We start from the raw sequence: 16985 nt of genomic DNA, 5'->3' as shown, positions 1-16985 counted from the left end.
AAATTCTTCGTGCAGAAGAACATCTAGCGGGTGTTTTGGGTAGCCCAAGTTCTAATCCAGGTAGTCGCGCAATACCTGAGAACGCGATGGGTGGCGCAGCTTCGACATCGTCTTAGACTCGATCTGACGAATACGCTCACGGGTCACGCCGTAGACTTGGCCGATCTCGTCGAGAGTGCGTGGCATACCGTCGGTGAGACCGAAGCGGAGTCGAACAACACCTGCTTCGCGCTCGGATAGGGTGTGCAAGACGTCCTGCAATTGATCCTGCAGCAAAGTGAAGGACACTGCATCGACTGCGACAACAGCTTCGGAATCCTCGATGAAGTCGCCGAGCTGCGAGTCGCCCTCGTCGCCGATGGTCTGGTCCAAGGAAATTGGTTCACGAGCATACTGCTGGATCTCGAGAACCTTCTCCTCGGTGATATCCATTTCCTTTGCCAATTCCTGCGGGGTTGGCTCGCGGCCCAAGTCCTGCAGAAGTTCACGCTGGATGCGGCCAAGCTTGTTGATGACCTCGACCATGTGAACCGGAATACGAATGGTACGGGCCTGATCTGCCATAGCGCGGGTAATTGCCTGACGGATCCACCACGTTGCATACGTGGAGAACTTGTAGCCCTTGGAGTAGTCAAACTTCTCCACCGCACGGATCAGACCGAGGTTACCTTCCTGAATCAGATCCAAGAAGGCCATACCGCGACCGGTGTAGCGCTTTGCAAGCGAGACAACCAGACGCAAGTTCGCCTCAAGGAGGTGATTCTTGGCCTTGCGCCCGTCACGTGCAACAGCACGCAGGTCACGCTTCACAGCAGGGGTGAGTTTAGCTTCCTTGTCACCCTCATCCGCTGCGCGCTGCATTTCGTCGAGGCGGTGCTGAGCATAGAGACCGGCCTCGATGCGCTTTGCCAGAGACACCTCTTGCTCAGCATCGAGCAGAGCAACCTTGCCGATTTGCTTCAAGTAAGCGCGGACAGAGTCAGCCGATGCAGTGAGCTGGGCATCCTTGCGAGCCTGACGCAATGCGGCAGATTCTTCGACATCCCAGACAGACGAGCCCTCGTCCTCCTCGTCCTCGTCATCATCTTCGCCGAGCTCAGCAGTAGCGAGTTCGTCTTCACCGTCGATCTCGTCGTCGAAGTCATCCTCGTCGGCGAGATTAGGATCGTAGTCCTGGTCTTCCAGTGGATCTTCTGCGTCAAGATCCGATGGGATTTCGGAATCAATGTCCTCTGGTGCTAGCTCGTCCTCGGATTCTGGCGTGGAGGACTGTTGTGCTGCAGTCTTGCGAGTTGTCTTTTTCGCAGTCTTCTTGGCGGTCTTTTTCACCGTCTTTTTGGTGGCTTTCTTAACGGCCTTTTTAGCGACCTTCTTGGTCGTTTTCTTTGCCGTGCTAGACGCTGCTTGCTGGTTTCCGCCGTCCTGAACCAGACCGTCGGCGGTCGCTTCTACGTCCGCTGCGGTTGCCTTGCCTGAAGTATCGCTGGCTGCCACGTACGCCCTTTCGCCATAATTATCGTGCTGATCCAACTTACTGTGTCGGGTAGGCACCTGTTTGTAAGTAGGAACCAAAACGGGAACGCAATTATTCCCTACCTCTTGCGCGAGGAACTTGGTCAACTGTACAGTATTTGTCAGTCTTTCCTCGCATTGGGGCTAATGATTTTCCCTCCAATATAGCCTAATCCGGTTATGGAGTGAGATGGCCTGCTACAGCCATCGCTGCGCCCACAATACCTGCAGTGTTGCGTAGTTCGGCCGATTTTACCGGAGTTTCCACCGTTAGTCGGGGAATCCACTTTTCGTAACTGCGAGAAATTCCTCCGCCGACGATGAAAAGTTTTGGATTGAACAGCTTTTCATACTCCAACAACACGGTGTCGATTCGCTTGGACCACGCCTTAAAGCTCAGTTCCTCACGGTCTTTGACGGCAGAGGAGGCCTGGTGCTCTGCCTCCTTCTTTCCCACAATCATGTGGCCAAGTTCGGTATTGGGGAACAGCTTGCCGTCGATGAAAAACGCTGAGCCAATTCCTGTGCCGATGGTCAGGAAGATCACTGGGCCTTCACTTGCTTCACTAATTCCATGTTCCACCTCGGCGATTCCGGCTGCATCGGCATCGTTGAGAACAGAGATCTCGCGCTTGCCCAACGCAGCTGCGAAGACATCATGGGCATTGGTGCCAATCCACGACTTATCGATGTTCGCGGCACTAAGCGCAATCTGGTCCTTGATCACCGAGGGCATACAAATGCCAACTGGTCCCTCCCACTCTTTCTGAGAAACAATGTCGGAGACAACAGCCGCGACAGCTTCTGGTGTGGAGGGAGAAGGGGTTTTAATCTTGATTCGGTCGCCAATAAACTCTCCGGTATCAAGGTTGACCAGTGCACCTTTAATGCCAGAACCACCAATGTCTGCGCCAAACCCGATGTGCTCGTTGCTCATGGGCACAATCCTACAAAAACTTGCGTAGAAAACTTGGACGTGAAACGAGCGCGCTGCTAGTTCGGCTAAAAGAGGGCACAATCAAGATCATGTCTGACATCCACAGCCCAACAGAATTCGCTCCAGAAGAGATCGCTGACTTCGTACACCTGCGAGATCTCGCAGTAGACATTGCCGTCGGAGCCGCAGATTTGGTGCGCACTCAACGAGCTCAATTGAGCGCTGATGGCAGTTTGTACGCAGATACTCTTTCTAAGTCTTCTGCGGTCGACCCAGTCACAATTGTTGACAGGGCCAGCGAAAAGTTCATCGTGGACAGCATTGGACAGAAGCGTCCCGACGACGGGATCCTCGGCGAAGAGGGGGCCGACAAACCCTCTCACTCGGGATACCAGTGGATCGTCGACCCGATCGATGGAACGGTGAACTTCTTGTACAACATCCCGGAATACGCTGTCTCGATTGGTGTGGCGCTGCGCGGCGAACCTGTTGCAGGAGCCGTGGTGAATGTGGCTACAGGAGAAGTGTTCCAGGCTGCCAAGGGAGCTGGGGCGACAGTAACTCGAAATGGGCAGACTTCGAAGCTTCAGGCCTCCAAGGCCGAAGACACCGCCCGCGCGCTGGTGTCCACGGGCTTTGGGTACACGGCAAATCGTCGTGAAGCTCAAGCGAACGTGCTCACGCACCTCCTGCCGCGCGTCCGCGACATCCGCCGGATGGGTGCGGCAGCGCTTGAAATATGCAGAGTGGCCGAGGGGGTAGTTGATGCGTACTACGAACACGGCATCCATCCCTGGGATTACGCCGCGGGTGCTGTGATTGCTACCGAATCGGGGGTAGTGTTCAGTCACCCTGGCCTGCAAGTTTCGGGAACAAAAGGATTCCCGGTGGTAGCTACGGCTCCGGGAATTTCAACCTCGTTTAGGGCACTGCTTGCCGCCAGCGGGGGAGATCAGCAACTACCCCAATGACCTGCGGAGATGACATACGGATATCTATGCTTTAGTATCGCGTCGAAAGTTATCAATTTGTCAATGCCCAGGAATTGAACATGAATTGAATGGGCAGCTCTGAGACAACTTGTTAAGAATCAAAGTTGACCCGCTAGAAAATTCAGGAAGGCTACACCATGGCTACGGATTACGACGCACCGCGCCGCCGCCTTGACGACGAACTTGAGACCGAAGAGCTTGAAGGCTTGAAAACCACTGAGGTTGCAGGTAGTTCGATGGACGACGAGGGGGAGATCGTCGACTCCTTTGAAATTCCTCAGTCAGACCTGGCAGGGGAGGAACTCAATGTCACCGTTATTCCTCGGCGCGACGATGAATTTACCTGCTCGGTATGCTTCCTCGTTCAGAAGAAGAGCCGATTGGCATACGTCGAAAATGGCAATCCAGTTTGCCTCGACTGCGAATAAGCAATAGGGCGAGCAGCGCAAATTAGGAGAACATGAAAACAGCCACCCCCTTGTTGTAAGGATGTGGCTGTTTTTGCTGACCGATCTGATGCGCTTGATGCGCAGATCTTAAGAACTGGTGTCTGGATTACTTATCTTGTTCGGAACGAATGCTTCCAAGAGCTTCTGCGGATTCTTGCTGGAAAGCAACCAATAAGGGGTTGGATCTTCCGGATCATCAAGAACAATCAACGCCAATTCTTTTACCCACCCGTGCGAGATGACAAATGCCGCCGGGTCAAGCTGGCGACCCAGTGCGTTGCGCTTGGCAGATTCAGGCACCACCATGGAGCGGGCGACGACGCTGTCGGGCAAATTCGCTTTGTCGGCGAGCAACCACCGAGTGCCGTCAGCGTCCTGTTCGACTGTCAACGTGGTTTTTGATAACCACACCAGGACCCACGCGCCCACCACGAGAGTGCCGACGAGCCAGATCAAGAACCACCAAAAGTCACGGTTGAGGCTGAATTGAAACCCTACGAGCAGTGCGAAAGCGACGAGCAGTACCCACCAATACCATGGCACCCACTGGCGTTCCCGATATAAAATTGTGGGCTGGGCAGAATTCTTGGAAGCAATCGAGTCAGTCACACCTACAACTTTAGGCTAGTCGGAAGCGAAAGTTCTATTCAGCTGCCGTTAGGCAGAAATGCCGTAGGGTGGAAATCGTGACTGAGAACCAACACGATCTACACCCCGAGCTACACAGCCTGCCTCCGATTCCCATTCAGCGCCTCGACGCGGAGCTCCCCGTGCCGAAGCGCGCACATCCAGGCGATGCCGGCGTTGACCTGTACGCCGCAGAAGATGTCACGCTCGAGCCCTTCCAACGCGCACTTGTGGGAACGGGGATCGCGCTGGCTCTTCCTGTGGGAACGGTCGGCTTGGTTCACCCGCGTTCGGGATTGGCCGCAAAGCAGGGCTTGTCTATTGTCAATAGCCCCGGCACGATCGACGCGGGGTACAGAGGCGAGATCAAGGTCAGTTTGATTAATCTCGATCCGAAAGAGCCCATCGAGATTACCCGCGGCATGCGCATCGCTCAGTTGGTTATCCAGCGAGTCGAATTGTGTGACTTCGTCGAGGTCGATGAGCTCGACAGTACTGAGCGTGGCGCCGGTGGCCACGGTTCCACAGGCGTCAACTAATTCCCGCTCGCCCCACTAGAGTCGAAATTAACAAACGTATTAGTTAGGAAGGTAGCAATTATGGCGTTGTGGCCATTTGGCAATAAGAATTCAGAGCAAGATGATGCGCCCGTAGAGGAAGCAGGGGTCAAGGAGTCGTCGCTTAGCGACGATGCGCCTGCCGCACCGCCCGAGCCTGCCGCCTTGAGCGAGACCGAAACCGAGGCCCCAACCGAAGCCGAAGCCGAGGCTCCTCTCGCGCAGGGAGTCTCCGCAGATTTCGAACACGACCCTGTTAACGGCAGCGTCGGACCATTCGACGGCGATTCGGTGGAATTCGATGACTTTGATTTCTCCGATTTTGGCACCTCGGTGCTTAACCTTGGCTCGATGCGCATCCCATTGCCAAAGGACACTCAAGTCCAGGTAGAAATGGGCGATCAGGGTCCGAAGATGTTGCACATCGTGACGCGGCACGGTCGGATTACGCCGGTGGCTTTTGCTGCTCCGGGCTCGGGAGGTCAGTGGGAGCGCTCGGTAGATGAGATCGCCGACGGTATGCGCGAACAGGGGATGCCGACGCGGATGGAGATGGGGCCATGGGGTCGCGAGGTACTCGGCACCGGTGTGAATGGTTCGATCCGCATCCTCGGCGTTGATGGACCGCGTTGGATGCTGCGCTTGACTCTGGCTGCTCCTGAAGGCAAGGATGCCGAGCTGGCCACCTTGGGCCGTGAACTTGCGGCGCGCACCTTTGTCTACCGCGGCAATGACCCGATTTTGGCGGGCAACTCTCTGCCGGTTCTTTTGCCACAGCAGCTAGCCGAGCAGGTCCAGCAGGCGATGCAGCAGCGCGCCCAGCAAAACCAGCAGGCAGGCCAGCCGGGTGCGGGCGAAGAAGATACACGTTCGTGACCGATGCTCCGCTAGAATCGATCGACATGAAAACAGGCGATATCCTCGAACTTAAAGCAACGTCGATGGCGCACGGTGGCGAAGCCATCGCACATGCCGCGGACGGTCGCGTGGTGTTCGTCCTGGGCGCTGTGCCAGGTGATACGGTCCTCGCTGCAGTCACGAAGACGAAGAAGCGCTGGGCTCGGGCGGAAACCGTTGAGGTGCTAACGCCTTCTGAGCACCGAATTGCGCCCACGTGTGAAGCCGCAGCACACGGTGCGGGTTGCTGTGACTATGCAGTGATAGCGCCGGAAGCTCAATTGGGGTTCAAACAAGAGGTACTCGTAGGCCAGCTCAACTCGTTGGCACAACGCTCTGGCGTACTGGAGCGTTTCGATCTAGCCGAGATCGAACCAGTGCAGCTGAACCCGACGCTGGGATGGCGGACCAGGGTTCGGTTGGGCGTCGACGAGCAAGGACGAGCTGGCATGCGCAAACGCAAGTCCACCGAAGTTGTCACGGAGACGTGTAGCCAGGTCGTACCTGGTTTGATTCACGATTTGTCTCAGTTTGAGTTCACCCCGGGCGCTGAGGTTGTTGCCGTGATGGATTCCAACGGCCACCGGCACATCGTTGAGTCTTCCAAGGTGCCACGTGGTCGTCGCGTAGAAAAGATCACCCAGGTCATCGAAGGCACGGGTGAAGTTATCGAGCGCGCCGACGGGCATCAGTTCACGTTCCCAGCCACGGCTTTTTGGCAGGCGCACACGAACGCGCCCGATGCCTATACGCAGCTGATTCGCTTGTGGACGAAGGATTCCTACGAATCCAAGGTGGGGTGGGACCTTTACGGCGGCGTCGGTGTTTTCGTTCCGGCAATTGCTGATGCGCTCGGAAGCGACGGGAAAGTCATCTCAGTTGACTACTCTTCCTCGGTGGATACCATGCAACCAGAGCTTGACGGCTACAACTTGGAATTGGTCAATGGTCGGGTAGAGGCTGTCGTCGATAAGCTAGAACGTCCTGGTCTTGTCGTGCTCGACCCGCCGCGTGCCGGTGCGGGCAAAGAGGTAATTGAGGCAACTGCGGCCAAGGCGCCGGAGCAAATCATCCATGTGGGCTGTGATCCATCAACTTTTGCGCGAGACCTTGCGGATTGGGGCGCGGCGGGATACCGCGTCAATCGCATGGCTCTGATCGACGCCTTTCCGAATACGCACCACTTTGAGGTGATGGCTGAACTGTCGCGTTAGGAGTGTAAGATGTCGGATTAACATAAAGGGAGGCTATGCACTGGTGAAACAGAGCAACGGAGGTCCAATGAGTGTCCTGAGCAAGATCAATTCTCCTGCGGACCTTAAGGCGCTACCGAAAGCAGACGTGGAATTGTTGGCTGATGAAATTCGCCAATTCCTTGTTGAAAAGGTTTCTGCCACGGGCGGCCACCTAGGGCCGAATCTGGGTGTCGTCGAGATGACAATTGCGCTGCATCAGCAGTTCGACTCGCCCGATGAACCCATCATTTGGGATACCTCGCACCAAGCATATGTGCACAAGATTCTCACTGGGCGGGCAGATCAGTTCGATACCTTGCGCCAAAAAGACGGTCTGTCTGGCTACACAGACCGGGCGGAGTCCGAGCATGACTGGACGGAGTCTTCTCATGCTTCTGCAGCTCTTTCGTATGCCGATGGCTTAGCAAAGGCCTTCCAGCTCCAAGGCAAGGGCGATCAAAACGTGGTTGCCGTTGTCGGCGATGGTGCGTTGACTGGTGGCATGTGCTGGGAGGCACTGAACAACATCGCTGCAGGTGAGCGCAATGTTGTCATCGTGGTCAACGACAATGGGCGTTCCTATTCGCCAACTATTGGCGGTTTTTCCAACAACCTTGAAGGCTTGCGCGCGCAGCTGGCCAATTTGCGCTACCAGCCGGCCTATGACGAGGTCATGGAGCACGGCAAGAAAACCCTGAAGTCGATGGGTTGGGTAGGCGAGCGCACTTTTGATGCGCTGCACGCCATAAAAGAAGGCGTGAAGTACCAGGTCCTGCCTACCTCAATGTTCCCTGAGCTGGGCATGAAGTATATCGGCCCCATCGAGGGCCATGACCTCACGGCGCTGAACCAGGCCTTTGAGTACGCCAAGAAGTATGACGGCCCGCTGATCGTGCACGTGGTTACTGAGAAGGGCCACGGGTACGCCCCGGCTTTCAACGACGAGAAGGATCAGATGCACACCATTGGTGTGATGGATCCAGAAACTGGCGTACAAAAGAAGTCGAACAAGCCCGATTGGACCTCGGTGTTCTCCCAGGAAGTCGTGGCGGCGGGCGAAAAACGCGACGATATTGTGGCCATTACGGCCGCAATGTCAGGCCCGGTTGGCCTACAGCCCTTCGCCGAGAAGTTCCCTTCTCGTTTCTACGACGTGGGCATCGCGGAGCAGCATGCCGTCACATCTGCCGCTGGCCTTGCGCTGGGGGGAATGCACCCAGTTGTGGCGCTGTACTCCACGTTCTTGAACCGCGCGTTTGACCAGCTGCTCATGGATGTCGGCCTGTTGAAACTGCCCGTCACCTTTGTCCTTGACCGCTCCGGTGTGACGGGCCCGGATGGTGCCAGCCACAACGGAGTGTGGGATCTCACGCTCGTTTCCATTGTTCCGGGCGTGCGCATTGCGGCTCCGCGTGATGCTACTCGTCTGGCCGAGGAGTTCAACGAGGCCATCGAGGTCACAACTGGTCCAACTGTTGTGCGTTTCCCGAAGGGCGATGTCACAGCTGATATCGAGGCCATTGAAAGGCTCGCTTCGGGCACCGATGTGCTCTACCGCCCTGAGACCCCGGCCAGAGAGGACACCCTCGAGGTCCTCTTCGTCGCGGTGGGCACGTTTGCAGAGGTAGCCATCGAGACAGCACGCACGCTTCACGACGAAGGAATTTTGATCACCGTCGTCGATCCGCGCTGGGTGTATCCCATTGCCCCTGAGCTCGTGGAGCTAGCCGCCGGCGTGGATATGGTAGTCACCATGGAAGACGGGCTGCTGCGCGGCGGAGTTGGCTCCGCGTTCGCCGAGGCTCTCTCGTCTGCACAGGTGGATACGCCTGTGCGTCAGCTCGGCTTCCCCAGCATCTATCCGCGCCCAGCAACCCGGCCACAGATCCTTGAGGAAGTCGGCCTAGACCAAGCCTCGGTGACGGAACAGGTTCGCGAGTGGGCTAACTTCCTTGCCCGCTAGTGCTTAGAGCCTAGAGCTGGTCAACAATAATGGGGGCCGTGAGTTGGATTTGCCACTCACGCGCCCCTTTTTCATCGAGCAAACGCGCCATGGAGTGAGTCGTCCAGGACGAATTCTGTGCGGACCCGGCGGTGGTTTCCCAGATAGTTTCGCTGAGCAGCTTCGGTGCCAAAATATTCTCCGTCGGAATATCAATGTCCGCGGACAAATCCAGCATATCGGCGCGCACCTGCTGCAGTACCCGCCACGAGTCAGGGTGCTCACGCTCCCAATAGGACTTCCCCGGAGGATACGGATGCTCGCGCTCGATTTCGGGATACACCGCAGGTGAATCCTCCCGCGCTTGCACCAGAGAATCCCAGGGGTCAAACTTTCTCGACACCCCCCGAATCCTGTACAGTTCGCGTCTCGACGAGGGCATTTCCTTCGCAATATCAATCAACGCCCGGTTCGACAACAACGCACCCGGCGAAGTATCGGTGGCGCGCGCAATATACTCGCGGTCCTCCCATAGATGCCTAGCCACGTTCAGCGACGCCCTGGAGCGAATACTTTTAATTCCCTTGGTCTCGCGCCAAGAACGCTGTCGCGGTTGGCTCAGCGAGGTACCAGTGGAGACCAAATAGGCAAACTCCTGCTCGGCGATAGCGAGCTTCTTTTCGTTGGCCAAAAACTCAGCCTCCGCCGTGGCCAGCTCGTCGAGATACTCCACATCTAGGGCAGCGTATTCTGCCCATTCAAACGGAAGTGGAGAAAGGGACCAGTCCTCGCGCCCATGGCTTTTTTCGAGGTGCACGCCGACGAATTCCTCAACCATGGCTGCTAAGTTTGGGCGCCGAAAGCCACCAAGGCGCCCGGCTAACTCAGTGTCGAAGAGCTCGCCTGGGTGTAGCCCCAACCACGAAAGGCTAGGAAGATCTTCTCCCGCAGCATGCAGGATCCACGCCTCGTCGTTAAGCACTGGTGCGAAAACATCGGTGAACTCTTCGCGCAACCCTTCAGGCGCGATCAAGAAGGTCGGGGCACCTGGGCGCGTAACTTGGACTAAAAAGGCGCGGTCATCGTAGCGAAACGTGGACGCGCGCTCGGTGTCCAAAGCAAAACGGCCGCTGCCGCGGGAAAGCGCGGAGGCGGCCCGTTTGAACCCATCGAGCGAATCAACAAGTTCAAAATCTACATGGTCGACGTATCTCACGTCACCCATGCTAACTGTTGCCTAGGCGAGTGACACCCTCGGGAGGCAGCCCTGCCACCAAGGCGAGCACCTTAGAGAAGGCCTCAACGTGTGTGGACAAGTCGATCCCGTCGGCGGTCCAGGAAGCGCGCATCTCCAGCTGATGAGCGCGAGGCGGCCCACCGATTTCACCGAAACGCACTGATGCCGTCGAGGTGACAGTGCCGCCAAGGTTGGTAAATCCTGCGCCGGTTTCGGCCAGCGATTCGTTGAGCCATTGCCACGCAACGTCCGGCAATAGGGGGTCGGAGGCCACGGCATCGTCCATGTCGGCCTGGATATAGGCGACGAGGCGCATGGTGCCCTCCCACGCCTCCTCGGCATCGGGGGAGTGGAGCAAGATGAGACGGCCGAAGGCGTCGCCGGACGAATCCTGTGGCACCGCATTTTCTAGATCGACGTCACCGTGAGAGACCTCGAGCCCAATCGCATGGCTAAATGGCGCAGGGCGCTGAGGTGGGCGAATCGTGCCAAGAGTGATTTCTTTCCGCAGCTGAGCTGCATGCATTGATTCCACCGCAGCACTAAACTCCTCTGGCAACGCGTTCGAATCGCCTTCAGCGTGCGACTTAGTTGCAGGGGATTGGGAGTTGGAGTCGGTATTCGTCACGCCCTCCAAACTATCTAGAGCGCCACCCATTATTGGGGAGGCGCGCCGAGTGTGTCACCTTGGTTCAGGCCGGAGGGGAATTGGGGGAGTTGTCCCTTTTACTTTGCCGCGCAGGCGCTAAGATGGGTCGTACTTTCGTTTGATGCCCGATGGCGCACCCAACGAAGAATCGGATTTTTTGAAAGGAACACCAGGACGTGGCAAAACTCGATTTTGAAAAGCTCAACAGCATGCAGCGCTACACCCAGTGGGCAATCTTCCGGGCGATTCCCGGGGCGCTCCCACAGGACCGCGCAGACATCATCGACGAGGCAAAGGAGCTTCTCGACGAGCTGGAGAACGAGGGTGACCTGATCATCCGCGGCATCTACGACATTTCGGGCATTCGCGCAGACGCTGACCTGATGATTTGGTGGCACGCCGAGGAGTTCTCCACCTTGCAGGACGCATTGGGTCGCTTCCGTCGCGACACGGTGCTGGGTCAGTCCCTCGAACTGCACTGGATTGGCAACGCGCTGCACCGCCCAGCTGAGTTTAATAAGTCCCACCTGCCAAGCTTCATCATGGACGAGGAGCCAGGCGACTGGATCACACTGTACCCATTTGTTCGCTCCTATGACTGGTACATCATGGACGAGCAGAAGCGCCGCAAGATTCTTGCCGAGCACGGCCAGGCTGCCCGCGATTACCCGGATGTGCGCGCCAACACGGTCCCTGCCTTTGCACTCGGCGACTACGAGTGGATGCTGGCTTTCGAGGCTCCATCCTTGGACCGCATCGTTGACCTGATGTACAAGATGCGCTACACGGAGGCTCGCCTCTACGTGCGCGAAGAGATTCCGTTCTTCTCCGGTCGCCGTGTTTCGGATATCGGCGAGATTGTGAACGTTCTGCCTTAAATTTGCTGCAGTTTTCCGCAAATCAAAATCGACCAATCGTGTCTCAGAGGCTCATTTTGGGCCCAAAAGACGCGATTGGTCGATTCTAAATTGCAGATTAGTTTAAAGGTTAGCTGGCTGCGAAGTTCATCGAGATCGAGTTGATGCAATAACGCAGGTCAGTTGGGGTGTCGTAGCCTTCTCCCGCGAAGACGTGGCCCAAGTGCGACCCGCAGTTTGCACACAGTACCTCGGTGCGCTGCATTCCCAGTGAGTTGTCCACGCGCTCGATAATCTTGTCGCCTGCGAGAGGGGAGAAGAAAGACGGCCAGCCACAGTGCGATTCAAACTTCTCCGTCGAGCGGAACAGCTCGGCCCCACATGCGCGGCAGCTGTAGACGCCTTCGGCGACATTGTCGGTGTACTCGCCGACTCCTGGAGGTTCGGTACCGGCTTGGCGGAGAACGTAAAACTCTTTTTCGTTAAGCTTCTCGCGCCACTGTTCCTCGGTCCATTCGCGGTAATTCACCATGATTAGCTCCTTGCATTTTTTGTTGACGTGATACCAATACTACCCACGTCGCCGCCGCTATGAGAAGGGTCGCCCAGCCGACCATGGGCAAGAACGTGGTCAGCCACGTGCCCGTCGTTGGAAAGTGCGGCGAATACCAGGTCGCAGGTGCCAGACAAAGCACAGCACCCACCCAAGCCATCGGGTTGTGGAACAGGCTCACCCGCGACACGGCAGTAAACATGGCTGGGAACAGCATCATTGAGTAATAGGCCTGCCCCAGCGAGCTGAGCAAGAACACGCCCGTCAACAAGACGGCCGCCGAGGTCGTAGCCCACAGCAGCTCGTCGGTATGCCTAAAGCGCGCAAGCCCGAGCACGGCCACCGCAACACATGCAGCAAGGAAGATCCACAGTGCCCACTCGAGCCAGCCCGGCATGCCGAAGTACACAGCAAATCCGGCAAGCGAGGAGTTTGCGTAGTCACGAGTCTCGCCGAGGTAAGGCACCAGCTCAGTCCGGTACGCACTGGCACCCGGAGTCAGTGGCCACGCAATCACATTTAGCAACACCGGCACTGCGATGCCTCCGATGAGCGCCTTCCAATCCAATTTCACCAAAGGAAGGAACAACAGGGGCAAGAACATTGGCTTGACGACGATCGCCAGCCCCAGCACTATGCCCGCCAGCCAGGACCGACGATTGAGAAACAGCCATAAGAAACCCACCAGCGCGAGCAGCAGAATCCCGTTGATATTTGAGAAGACCAAGGTGCTGGTCACTGATTCAGTGAGAAATGCCAGCGCGATTGAGATAGGAAAGAGTGGCGAACTCAACCGGTAGCCCACCATGCGGGTCAGGATCGCCAAAGCCACAATAATCGCGATTGCATTGGCCAGAATGAACCACGGCCGAATCACATCGGGGTCGGCAACAATTCCTAATGGCGAAAGCAGCAAGGTCGCGCCAGGGTTATAAAGGTAATGCGGGTCGACGTGGTGATAGATCTCGTCGTAGACCGGAACTCGTTCAACGAAGCGTCGCGCCGCTGCTTGCACAGTGGTGAAGTCGTCGGTGGGCGAGCCCGTCCACGCTAAGACGACAAGGCGGTGGATCACCAAGAAGATGGCCACAGGCCACCCGATAGCGTTGCCCAGCCGGGTCCACGGCACCTGCTGTGGGGCGTTTAGCGGCAGGGGCGAGGTCCACGTTGAATCCAGAGTTCGCAAAGACACGTGTTTACCGTACCCGGCGATAGCGCAGGAACAGCAACGAATCGTCGGTGGCGCGGGCATCTTCTAGGTGCATCCGACGCGCGTAGGCCCTACCATCGGGTCGTGGCGCGATAAGGCGAGAGGCGGAATCGCTGTGCAGCAGTGGTTCAAGGGTGAAGTGGAAAAGATCCACGAGGTCGGCATCGAAGAGCATGGAAAAGATTCCCGGGCCACCCTCGCAAGTGATCCGTCCGAAGCCACGGGCACGCAGTATCTCTAGCCACTCCTGGGCGGTTCCGTCGCCCGCATCGGCAAGGGTGGCGCCCGCTTCGCGGAGTGCTTCGCGACGAGGGGCCAGCGCCTCGTCGTCAAGCGATGTTCTTGGCACAAGTATCAACGGTGAGTGGCGTGCTTCGGTGAAAAACGAAGAACCGAGATCGAAGCGAAGTGACTTCGACGGGATGGCAAATGGGGTATCCGACGGACCGTAGCCCTCGGCGCGCACCGTGTTTGCGCCGACCAAGATGCAGTCGGACCACGAGCGCAGGCCTAAGAGTAGGTCGGTGTCGGTTTGGTTGCCGAGAGACTGAGTGGTTCCGTCTGTGGCGATGGCGCCGGCGAGGGTCGCAATTGCTACGGCGCGGACCTCGGTGGGTTCGGAGGAGCCGATGAGTTCGGCAGGCGAGTAGTATGCGCGAGTTTCCATACCCATACATTAGTAAAGGCCACCCCGAAGGGTGGCCTTTTAGTTGAGCGGATGACGAGACTCGAACTCGCGACCCTCACCTTGGCAAGGTGATGCGCTACCAACTGCGCTACATCCGCAACAGAACTTGTACAAGTTCTTGGTGCGCGATACTGGGATCGAACCAGTGACCCCTACCGTGTCGAGGTAGTGCTCTACCGCTGAGCTAATCGCGCAAAATTTAAAGCTGGAGGTGGATACGGGAATCGAACCCGTGTACACGGTTTTGCAGACCGTTGCCTAACCACTCGACCAATCCACCGTGGAGTTACCTCCAAAGTACGCTATATGTACTTGGAGCGGATGACGAGACTCGAACTCGCGACCCTCACCTTGGCAAGGTGATGCGCTACCAACTGCGCTACATCCGCATTTTTCAAGGTTTTACCCTTGGTGCGCGATACTGGGATCGAACCAGTGACCCCTACCGTGTCGAGGTAGTGCTCTACCGCTGAGCTAATCGCGCGAACATTTCAACCAGGCCCGGTGAAATGAGAGCGGATGACGAGACTCGAACTCGCGACCCTCACCTTGGCAAGGTGATGCGCTACCAACTGCGCTACATCCGCATGCACTTCGCTTGGCGTTTCTGCCCGGCTTGGTGCGATTCAAAACTTTAGCCTGGGTATGTTCCAGAATACAAATCGACAGGTCACGGGGTGGTTCTGCGGTTCTTGGGCGGCTGTAAATTACATTGATGTAGTCCAGATTGGTTATTTTCGCCCGTTATGTGCCTTGACCTGCCGATTAGGTTCTCTTACGAGGCGCAGAGTATGGTTTTAATCTGTTAGTTAGGTCCTATGGCTCAGTGGAAGAGCGTTCCGTTCACACCGGAAAGGTCGCTGGTTCGATCCCAGCTAGGACCACAATTTTCTTGAAGCCTCGCATTAGTTTTGCGGGGCTTCTTTTTATCTGGTTTTCCGGTACTTTTGTGTTATGGATAACAAAGAGGGTGGCAAAGCTAAAAGGTCCGGCGGAAGCGACTATTTCACCCTTGGTATCGCGTTTTTTCCAATCGGCATCGCGCTGCTCGTATCTACGGGTAGCTGGGCGGCAGGCATGACGTTTCTCATCCTTTCTATTGTCTGTATGGCTACAGGTTTCTCCAAGCGCGGGAAAGGTTCTGGGGAGTCCTAGAAAGTAATACCACCGGCATAAACCGTGTTAAAGATAATTATTTTCAACTATGGGGAACTTTTGATCTACAACTTTCGACTAGTTGTGTGATGGACCTTGCTTAGGGTTTATCGTCCAAAAGAACTACGATGTTTACCAATAGTTCGTCCACACCATGTGTAGGTCAATGTAGTCCCATACATGTGGTTGCCCCAATAGTTCTAGGAGTTTCAGCCAGTGCGTATTCTGCGTGTTCAAGGTCTTCGTCGTTTGACTGTAGGCGCTGCCGTCGCGCTGCTTGCTGGTTTTTCCGCCCCGCAGGTCCTCGCCCACGACACGGTCGTCGGCGGAGTCCCAGCGGACGGGCAGCAAGTTGCTGAATTTCCGTCGGAGATTGCGCTGGAGTTTTCTGGCTACGTCAACGAAGGCTTTAATACTTTCGCTATTTCGAACGCGGACACCAACGAGGTCCTTTTCTCTGGTGAGCCGACAGTAAATGAGCGGTGGGTGACCCTGCAGGTGCCTGAAGGCATCGACCCGGGTCCGGGTAACTACCGAATTGGATTTCAGATTACTTCCTCTGACGGTCACGCCACCCGAGGCATGACCAACTTTAGCGTTGAGGGAGCGCAAATCGCTCCAGCTTCAAATGGTTCAACTGCATCTGACGCAGGAACTGAGGCTGGCACGGAAGCTGCTTCTGATTCGCAGTCTGAACAATCTGGAATTTCACCTTGGGTGTGGGCAATTGGTGGCATCGTGCTTGTGGTTATCGCTGTAGGCGGCATCTTGGCCGCTTCGAAGAATCGCAAGTAACTTCATTCCAACAAGGAGAAAATAATGTCCCGTCGTCTGACCACCGGAATTGCTGTGCTCGCTGCTGCCGCCACCTTGGTAGCTTGTGGAAACTCCACCGATGCCACTTCAGGTTCGGCCACCGACACTGCAGCATCGACCACTGCTGCAACCTCTGAATCGTCTACTGCCGCGTCCTCGTCAGCAACCGCCGATGCCAACGCGCAGGCAATCGTTCTTGAAGATCCTTATGTTCGTGCCATGGAAGCTGGCAAGGGCATGACCGGTGTGTTTGGCACCCTGGTCAACTCGACTGACAAGGACATCAACCTTGTTGACTTCAGTACCAGCCTGAATGAGCCTCGCAACGAGATGCACGAAGTCGTTGACGGCGTCATGCAAGAAAAGGACGGCGGTTTCGTCGTGCCGGCGAACGGTACTTACACACTTGCACCAGGTGCTGACCACATGATGATCATGGGCTACGACGAGGCAATCGAAGCGGGCGATTCTATTGACGTGACCATCGAGGACTCCGAAGGAAACACCTACGAGGTCAAGGATGTCCCTGTTCGCACCCTTCTGCCGGGTGATGAAAATTACGGCAGCGATGGCGAACTTCAGGGCCACAACCCCGACGCCCCGATGGATGGCAGCGGCAACATGGAGGGCATGGACAACATGGAAGGCATGCAGCACTAATCTCACTCGGCA

Annotated in this window: 18 protein-coding genes and 7 tRNA genes; 11 read left to right on the top strand and 14 right to left on the bottom strand. The window is 56.5% G+C overall.

Translation table 11 applies throughout. The annotated features are described in order from the left end of the window. Positions 1 to 51: 51 nt before the first annotated feature. Together ACXZ66_RS08345 and ppgK are read right to left on the bottom strand one after the other, a co-directional pair. Positions 52 to 1494 carry an RNA polymerase sigma factor gene (locus ACXZ66_RS08345; RefSeq protein ID WP_458748038.1) on the bottom strand — a complete coding sequence of 481 codons (1443 nt, stop codon included), beginning with the start codon at positions 1492 to 1494 and terminating at the stop codon, positions 52 to 54. Between the two features lie 196 nt (positions 1495 to 1690). Continuing rightward, positions 1691 to 2449: a polyphosphate--glucose phosphotransferase gene (gene ppgK / locus ACXZ66_RS08340; RefSeq protein ID WP_458748036.1), complete on the bottom strand. Its 759-nt coding sequence runs from the start codon at positions 2447 to 2449 to the stop codon at positions 1691 to 1693. Between the two features lie 89 nt (positions 2450 to 2538). On the opposite strand from ppgK, the gene ACXZ66_RS08335 reads away from it, so the two are divergent. Continuing rightward, positions 2539 to 3420 (top strand): inositol monophosphatase family protein, encoded by an 882-nt coding sequence (locus tag ACXZ66_RS08335; RefSeq protein WP_458748035.1) that lies wholly within the window; start codon positions 2539 to 2541, stop codon positions 3418 to 3420. Between the two features lie 158 nt (positions 3421 to 3578). Further along, positions 3579 to 3869: a DUF4193 domain-containing protein gene (locus tag ACXZ66_RS08330; protein ID WP_458748033.1), complete on the top strand. Its 291-nt coding sequence runs from the start codon at positions 3579 to 3581 to the stop codon at positions 3867 to 3869. Positions 3870 to 3977: 108 nt separating this feature from the next. On the opposite strand, the gene ACXZ66_RS08325 is transcribed toward ACXZ66_RS08330, so the two are convergent. Then, positions 3978 to 4499, bottom strand: a complete 522-nt coding sequence (locus tag ACXZ66_RS08325; protein ID WP_458748031.1) for a DUF3093 domain-containing protein — start codon at positions 4497 to 4499, stop codon at positions 3978 to 3980. A gap of 77 nt (positions 4500 to 4576) precedes the next feature. On the opposite strand from ACXZ66_RS08325, the gene dut reads away from it, so the two are divergent. The 4 genes from dut to dxs all read left to right on the top strand — a co-directional run bounded on the left by dut (position 4577) and on the right by dxs (position 9169). Further along, complete coding sequence (dut, locus tag ACXZ66_RS08320; protein WP_458748030.1) at positions 4577 to 5056, top strand: dUTP diphosphatase; 480 nt, start codon at positions 4577 to 4579, stop codon at positions 5054 to 5056. Between the two features lie 60 nt (positions 5057 to 5116). Beyond that, positions 5117 to 5950, top strand: a complete 834-nt coding sequence (locus ACXZ66_RS08315) for a DUF3710 domain-containing protein (RefSeq protein ID WP_458748029.1) — start codon at positions 5117 to 5119, stop codon at positions 5948 to 5950. 26 nt (positions 5951 to 5976) lie between these two features. Further along, positions 5977 to 7185 (top strand): class I SAM-dependent RNA methyltransferase, encoded by a 1209-nt coding sequence (locus tag ACXZ66_RS08310; protein WP_458748028.1) that lies wholly within the window; start codon positions 5977 to 5979, stop codon positions 7183 to 7185. Between the two features lie 67 nt (positions 7186 to 7252). After that, the gene (gene dxs, locus ACXZ66_RS08305; RefSeq protein ID WP_458748027.1) at positions 7253 to 9169 is read left to right on the top strand and encodes a 1-deoxy-D-xylulose-5-phosphate synthase; all 1917 of its coding nucleotides are present in this window, start codon (positions 7253 to 7255) and stop codon (positions 9167 to 9169) included. 10 nt (positions 9170 to 9179) lie between these two features. Here the strand turns inward: dxs and ACXZ66_RS08300 are convergent, their stop codons facing one another. Both ACXZ66_RS08300 and ACXZ66_RS08295 read right to left on the bottom strand, forming a co-directional pair. Further along, positions 9180 to 10373 carry an HRDC domain-containing protein gene (locus tag ACXZ66_RS08300; RefSeq protein WP_458748026.1) on the bottom strand — a complete coding sequence of 398 codons (1194 nt, stop codon included), beginning with the start codon at positions 10371 to 10373 and terminating at the stop codon, positions 9180 to 9182. A gap of 1 nt (position 10374) precedes the next feature. Next, on the bottom strand, positions 10375 to 11043 hold the full coding sequence (locus ACXZ66_RS08295) for a DUF3000 domain-containing protein (protein WP_458748025.1): 669 nt from the start codon (positions 11041 to 11043) through the stop codon (positions 10375 to 10377). Positions 11044 to 11243: 200 nt separating this feature from the next. Between ACXZ66_RS08295 and hemQ the strand changes: the two genes are divergently transcribed. Then, the gene (hemQ, locus tag ACXZ66_RS08290) at positions 11244 to 11912 is read left to right on the top strand and encodes a hydrogen peroxide-dependent heme synthase (protein ID WP_458751336.1); all 669 of its coding nucleotides are present in this window, start codon (positions 11244 to 11246) and stop codon (positions 11910 to 11912) included. Positions 11913 to 12021: 109 nt separating this feature from the next. Here the strand turns inward: hemQ and msrB are convergent, their stop codons facing one another. From msrB to ACXZ66_RS08245, 9 genes are all read right to left on the bottom strand, one after another. After that, positions 12022 to 12423 carry a peptide-methionine (R)-S-oxide reductase MsrB gene (gene msrB, locus ACXZ66_RS08285; protein WP_458748023.1) on the bottom strand — a complete coding sequence of 134 codons (402 nt, stop codon included), beginning with the start codon at positions 12421 to 12423 and terminating at the stop codon, positions 12022 to 12024. Then, entirely contained in the window at positions 12374 to 13636 is a 1263-nt protein-coding gene (locus ACXZ66_RS08280) for a glycosyltransferase family 87 protein (RefSeq protein WP_458748022.1), read from the bottom strand. Before ACXZ66_RS08280 ends, msrB begins: the two co-directional genes overlap by 50 nt. Before the next feature lie 4 nt (positions 13637 to 13640). Next, positions 13641 to 14321 carry a dihydrofolate reductase family protein gene (locus ACXZ66_RS08275; protein ID WP_458748021.1) on the bottom strand — a complete coding sequence of 227 codons (681 nt, stop codon included), beginning with the start codon at positions 14319 to 14321 and terminating at the stop codon, positions 13641 to 13643. Between the two features lie 46 nt (positions 14322 to 14367). Further along, positions 14368 to 14440: transfer RNA gene (locus tag ACXZ66_RS08270), tRNA-Gly, on the bottom strand. A 21-nt stretch (positions 14441 to 14461) separates the two neighbouring features. Beyond that, positions 14462 to 14536, bottom strand: a tRNA-Val gene (locus ACXZ66_RS08265). Between the two features lie 12 nt (positions 14537 to 14548). Beyond that, positions 14549 to 14622 (bottom strand) — tRNA-Cys (locus tag ACXZ66_RS08260). A 33-nt stretch (positions 14623 to 14655) separates the two neighbouring features. After that, positions 14656 to 14731, bottom strand: a tRNA-Gly gene (locus ACXZ66_RS08255). 20 nt (positions 14732 to 14751) lie between these two features. After that, a tRNA-Val gene (locus ACXZ66_RS08250) sits at positions 14752 to 14826 on the bottom strand. 30 nt (positions 14827 to 14856) lie between these two features. Next, positions 14857 to 14929: transfer RNA gene (locus ACXZ66_RS08245), tRNA-Gly, on the bottom strand. Positions 14930 to 15154: 225 nt separating this feature from the next. On the opposite strand from ACXZ66_RS08245, the gene ACXZ66_RS08240 reads away from it, so the two are divergent. The 4 genes from ACXZ66_RS08240 (at position 15155) to ACXZ66_RS08225 (ending at position 16973) form a co-directional block, all read left to right on the top strand. Continuing rightward, positions 15155 to 15226, top strand: a tRNA-Val gene (locus tag ACXZ66_RS08240). Between the two features lie 70 nt (positions 15227 to 15296). Continuing rightward, a complete protein-coding gene (locus tag ACXZ66_RS08235) occupies positions 15297 to 15497 on the top strand; it encodes a hypothetical protein (protein ID WP_458748020.1) in 201 nt (66 codons plus the stop codon). A gap of 216 nt (positions 15498 to 15713) precedes the next feature. Beyond that, entirely contained in the window at positions 15714 to 16292 is a 579-nt protein-coding gene (locus tag ACXZ66_RS08230) for a copper resistance CopC family protein (RefSeq protein ID WP_458748019.1), read from the top strand. Between the two features lie 24 nt (positions 16293 to 16316). Then, positions 16317 to 16973 carry a copper chaperone PCu(A)C gene (locus ACXZ66_RS08225; RefSeq protein WP_458748018.1) on the top strand — a complete coding sequence of 219 codons (657 nt, stop codon included), beginning with the start codon at positions 16317 to 16319 and terminating at the stop codon, positions 16971 to 16973. Positions 16974 to 16985: the final 12 nt, after the last annotated feature.

The sequence above is a fragment of the Corynebacterium sp. S7 genome, from assembly GCF_054401105.1.
Note: the sequence above shows the minus strand (reverse complement) of the source record. Positions and strands in the feature narration are given on the sequence as shown.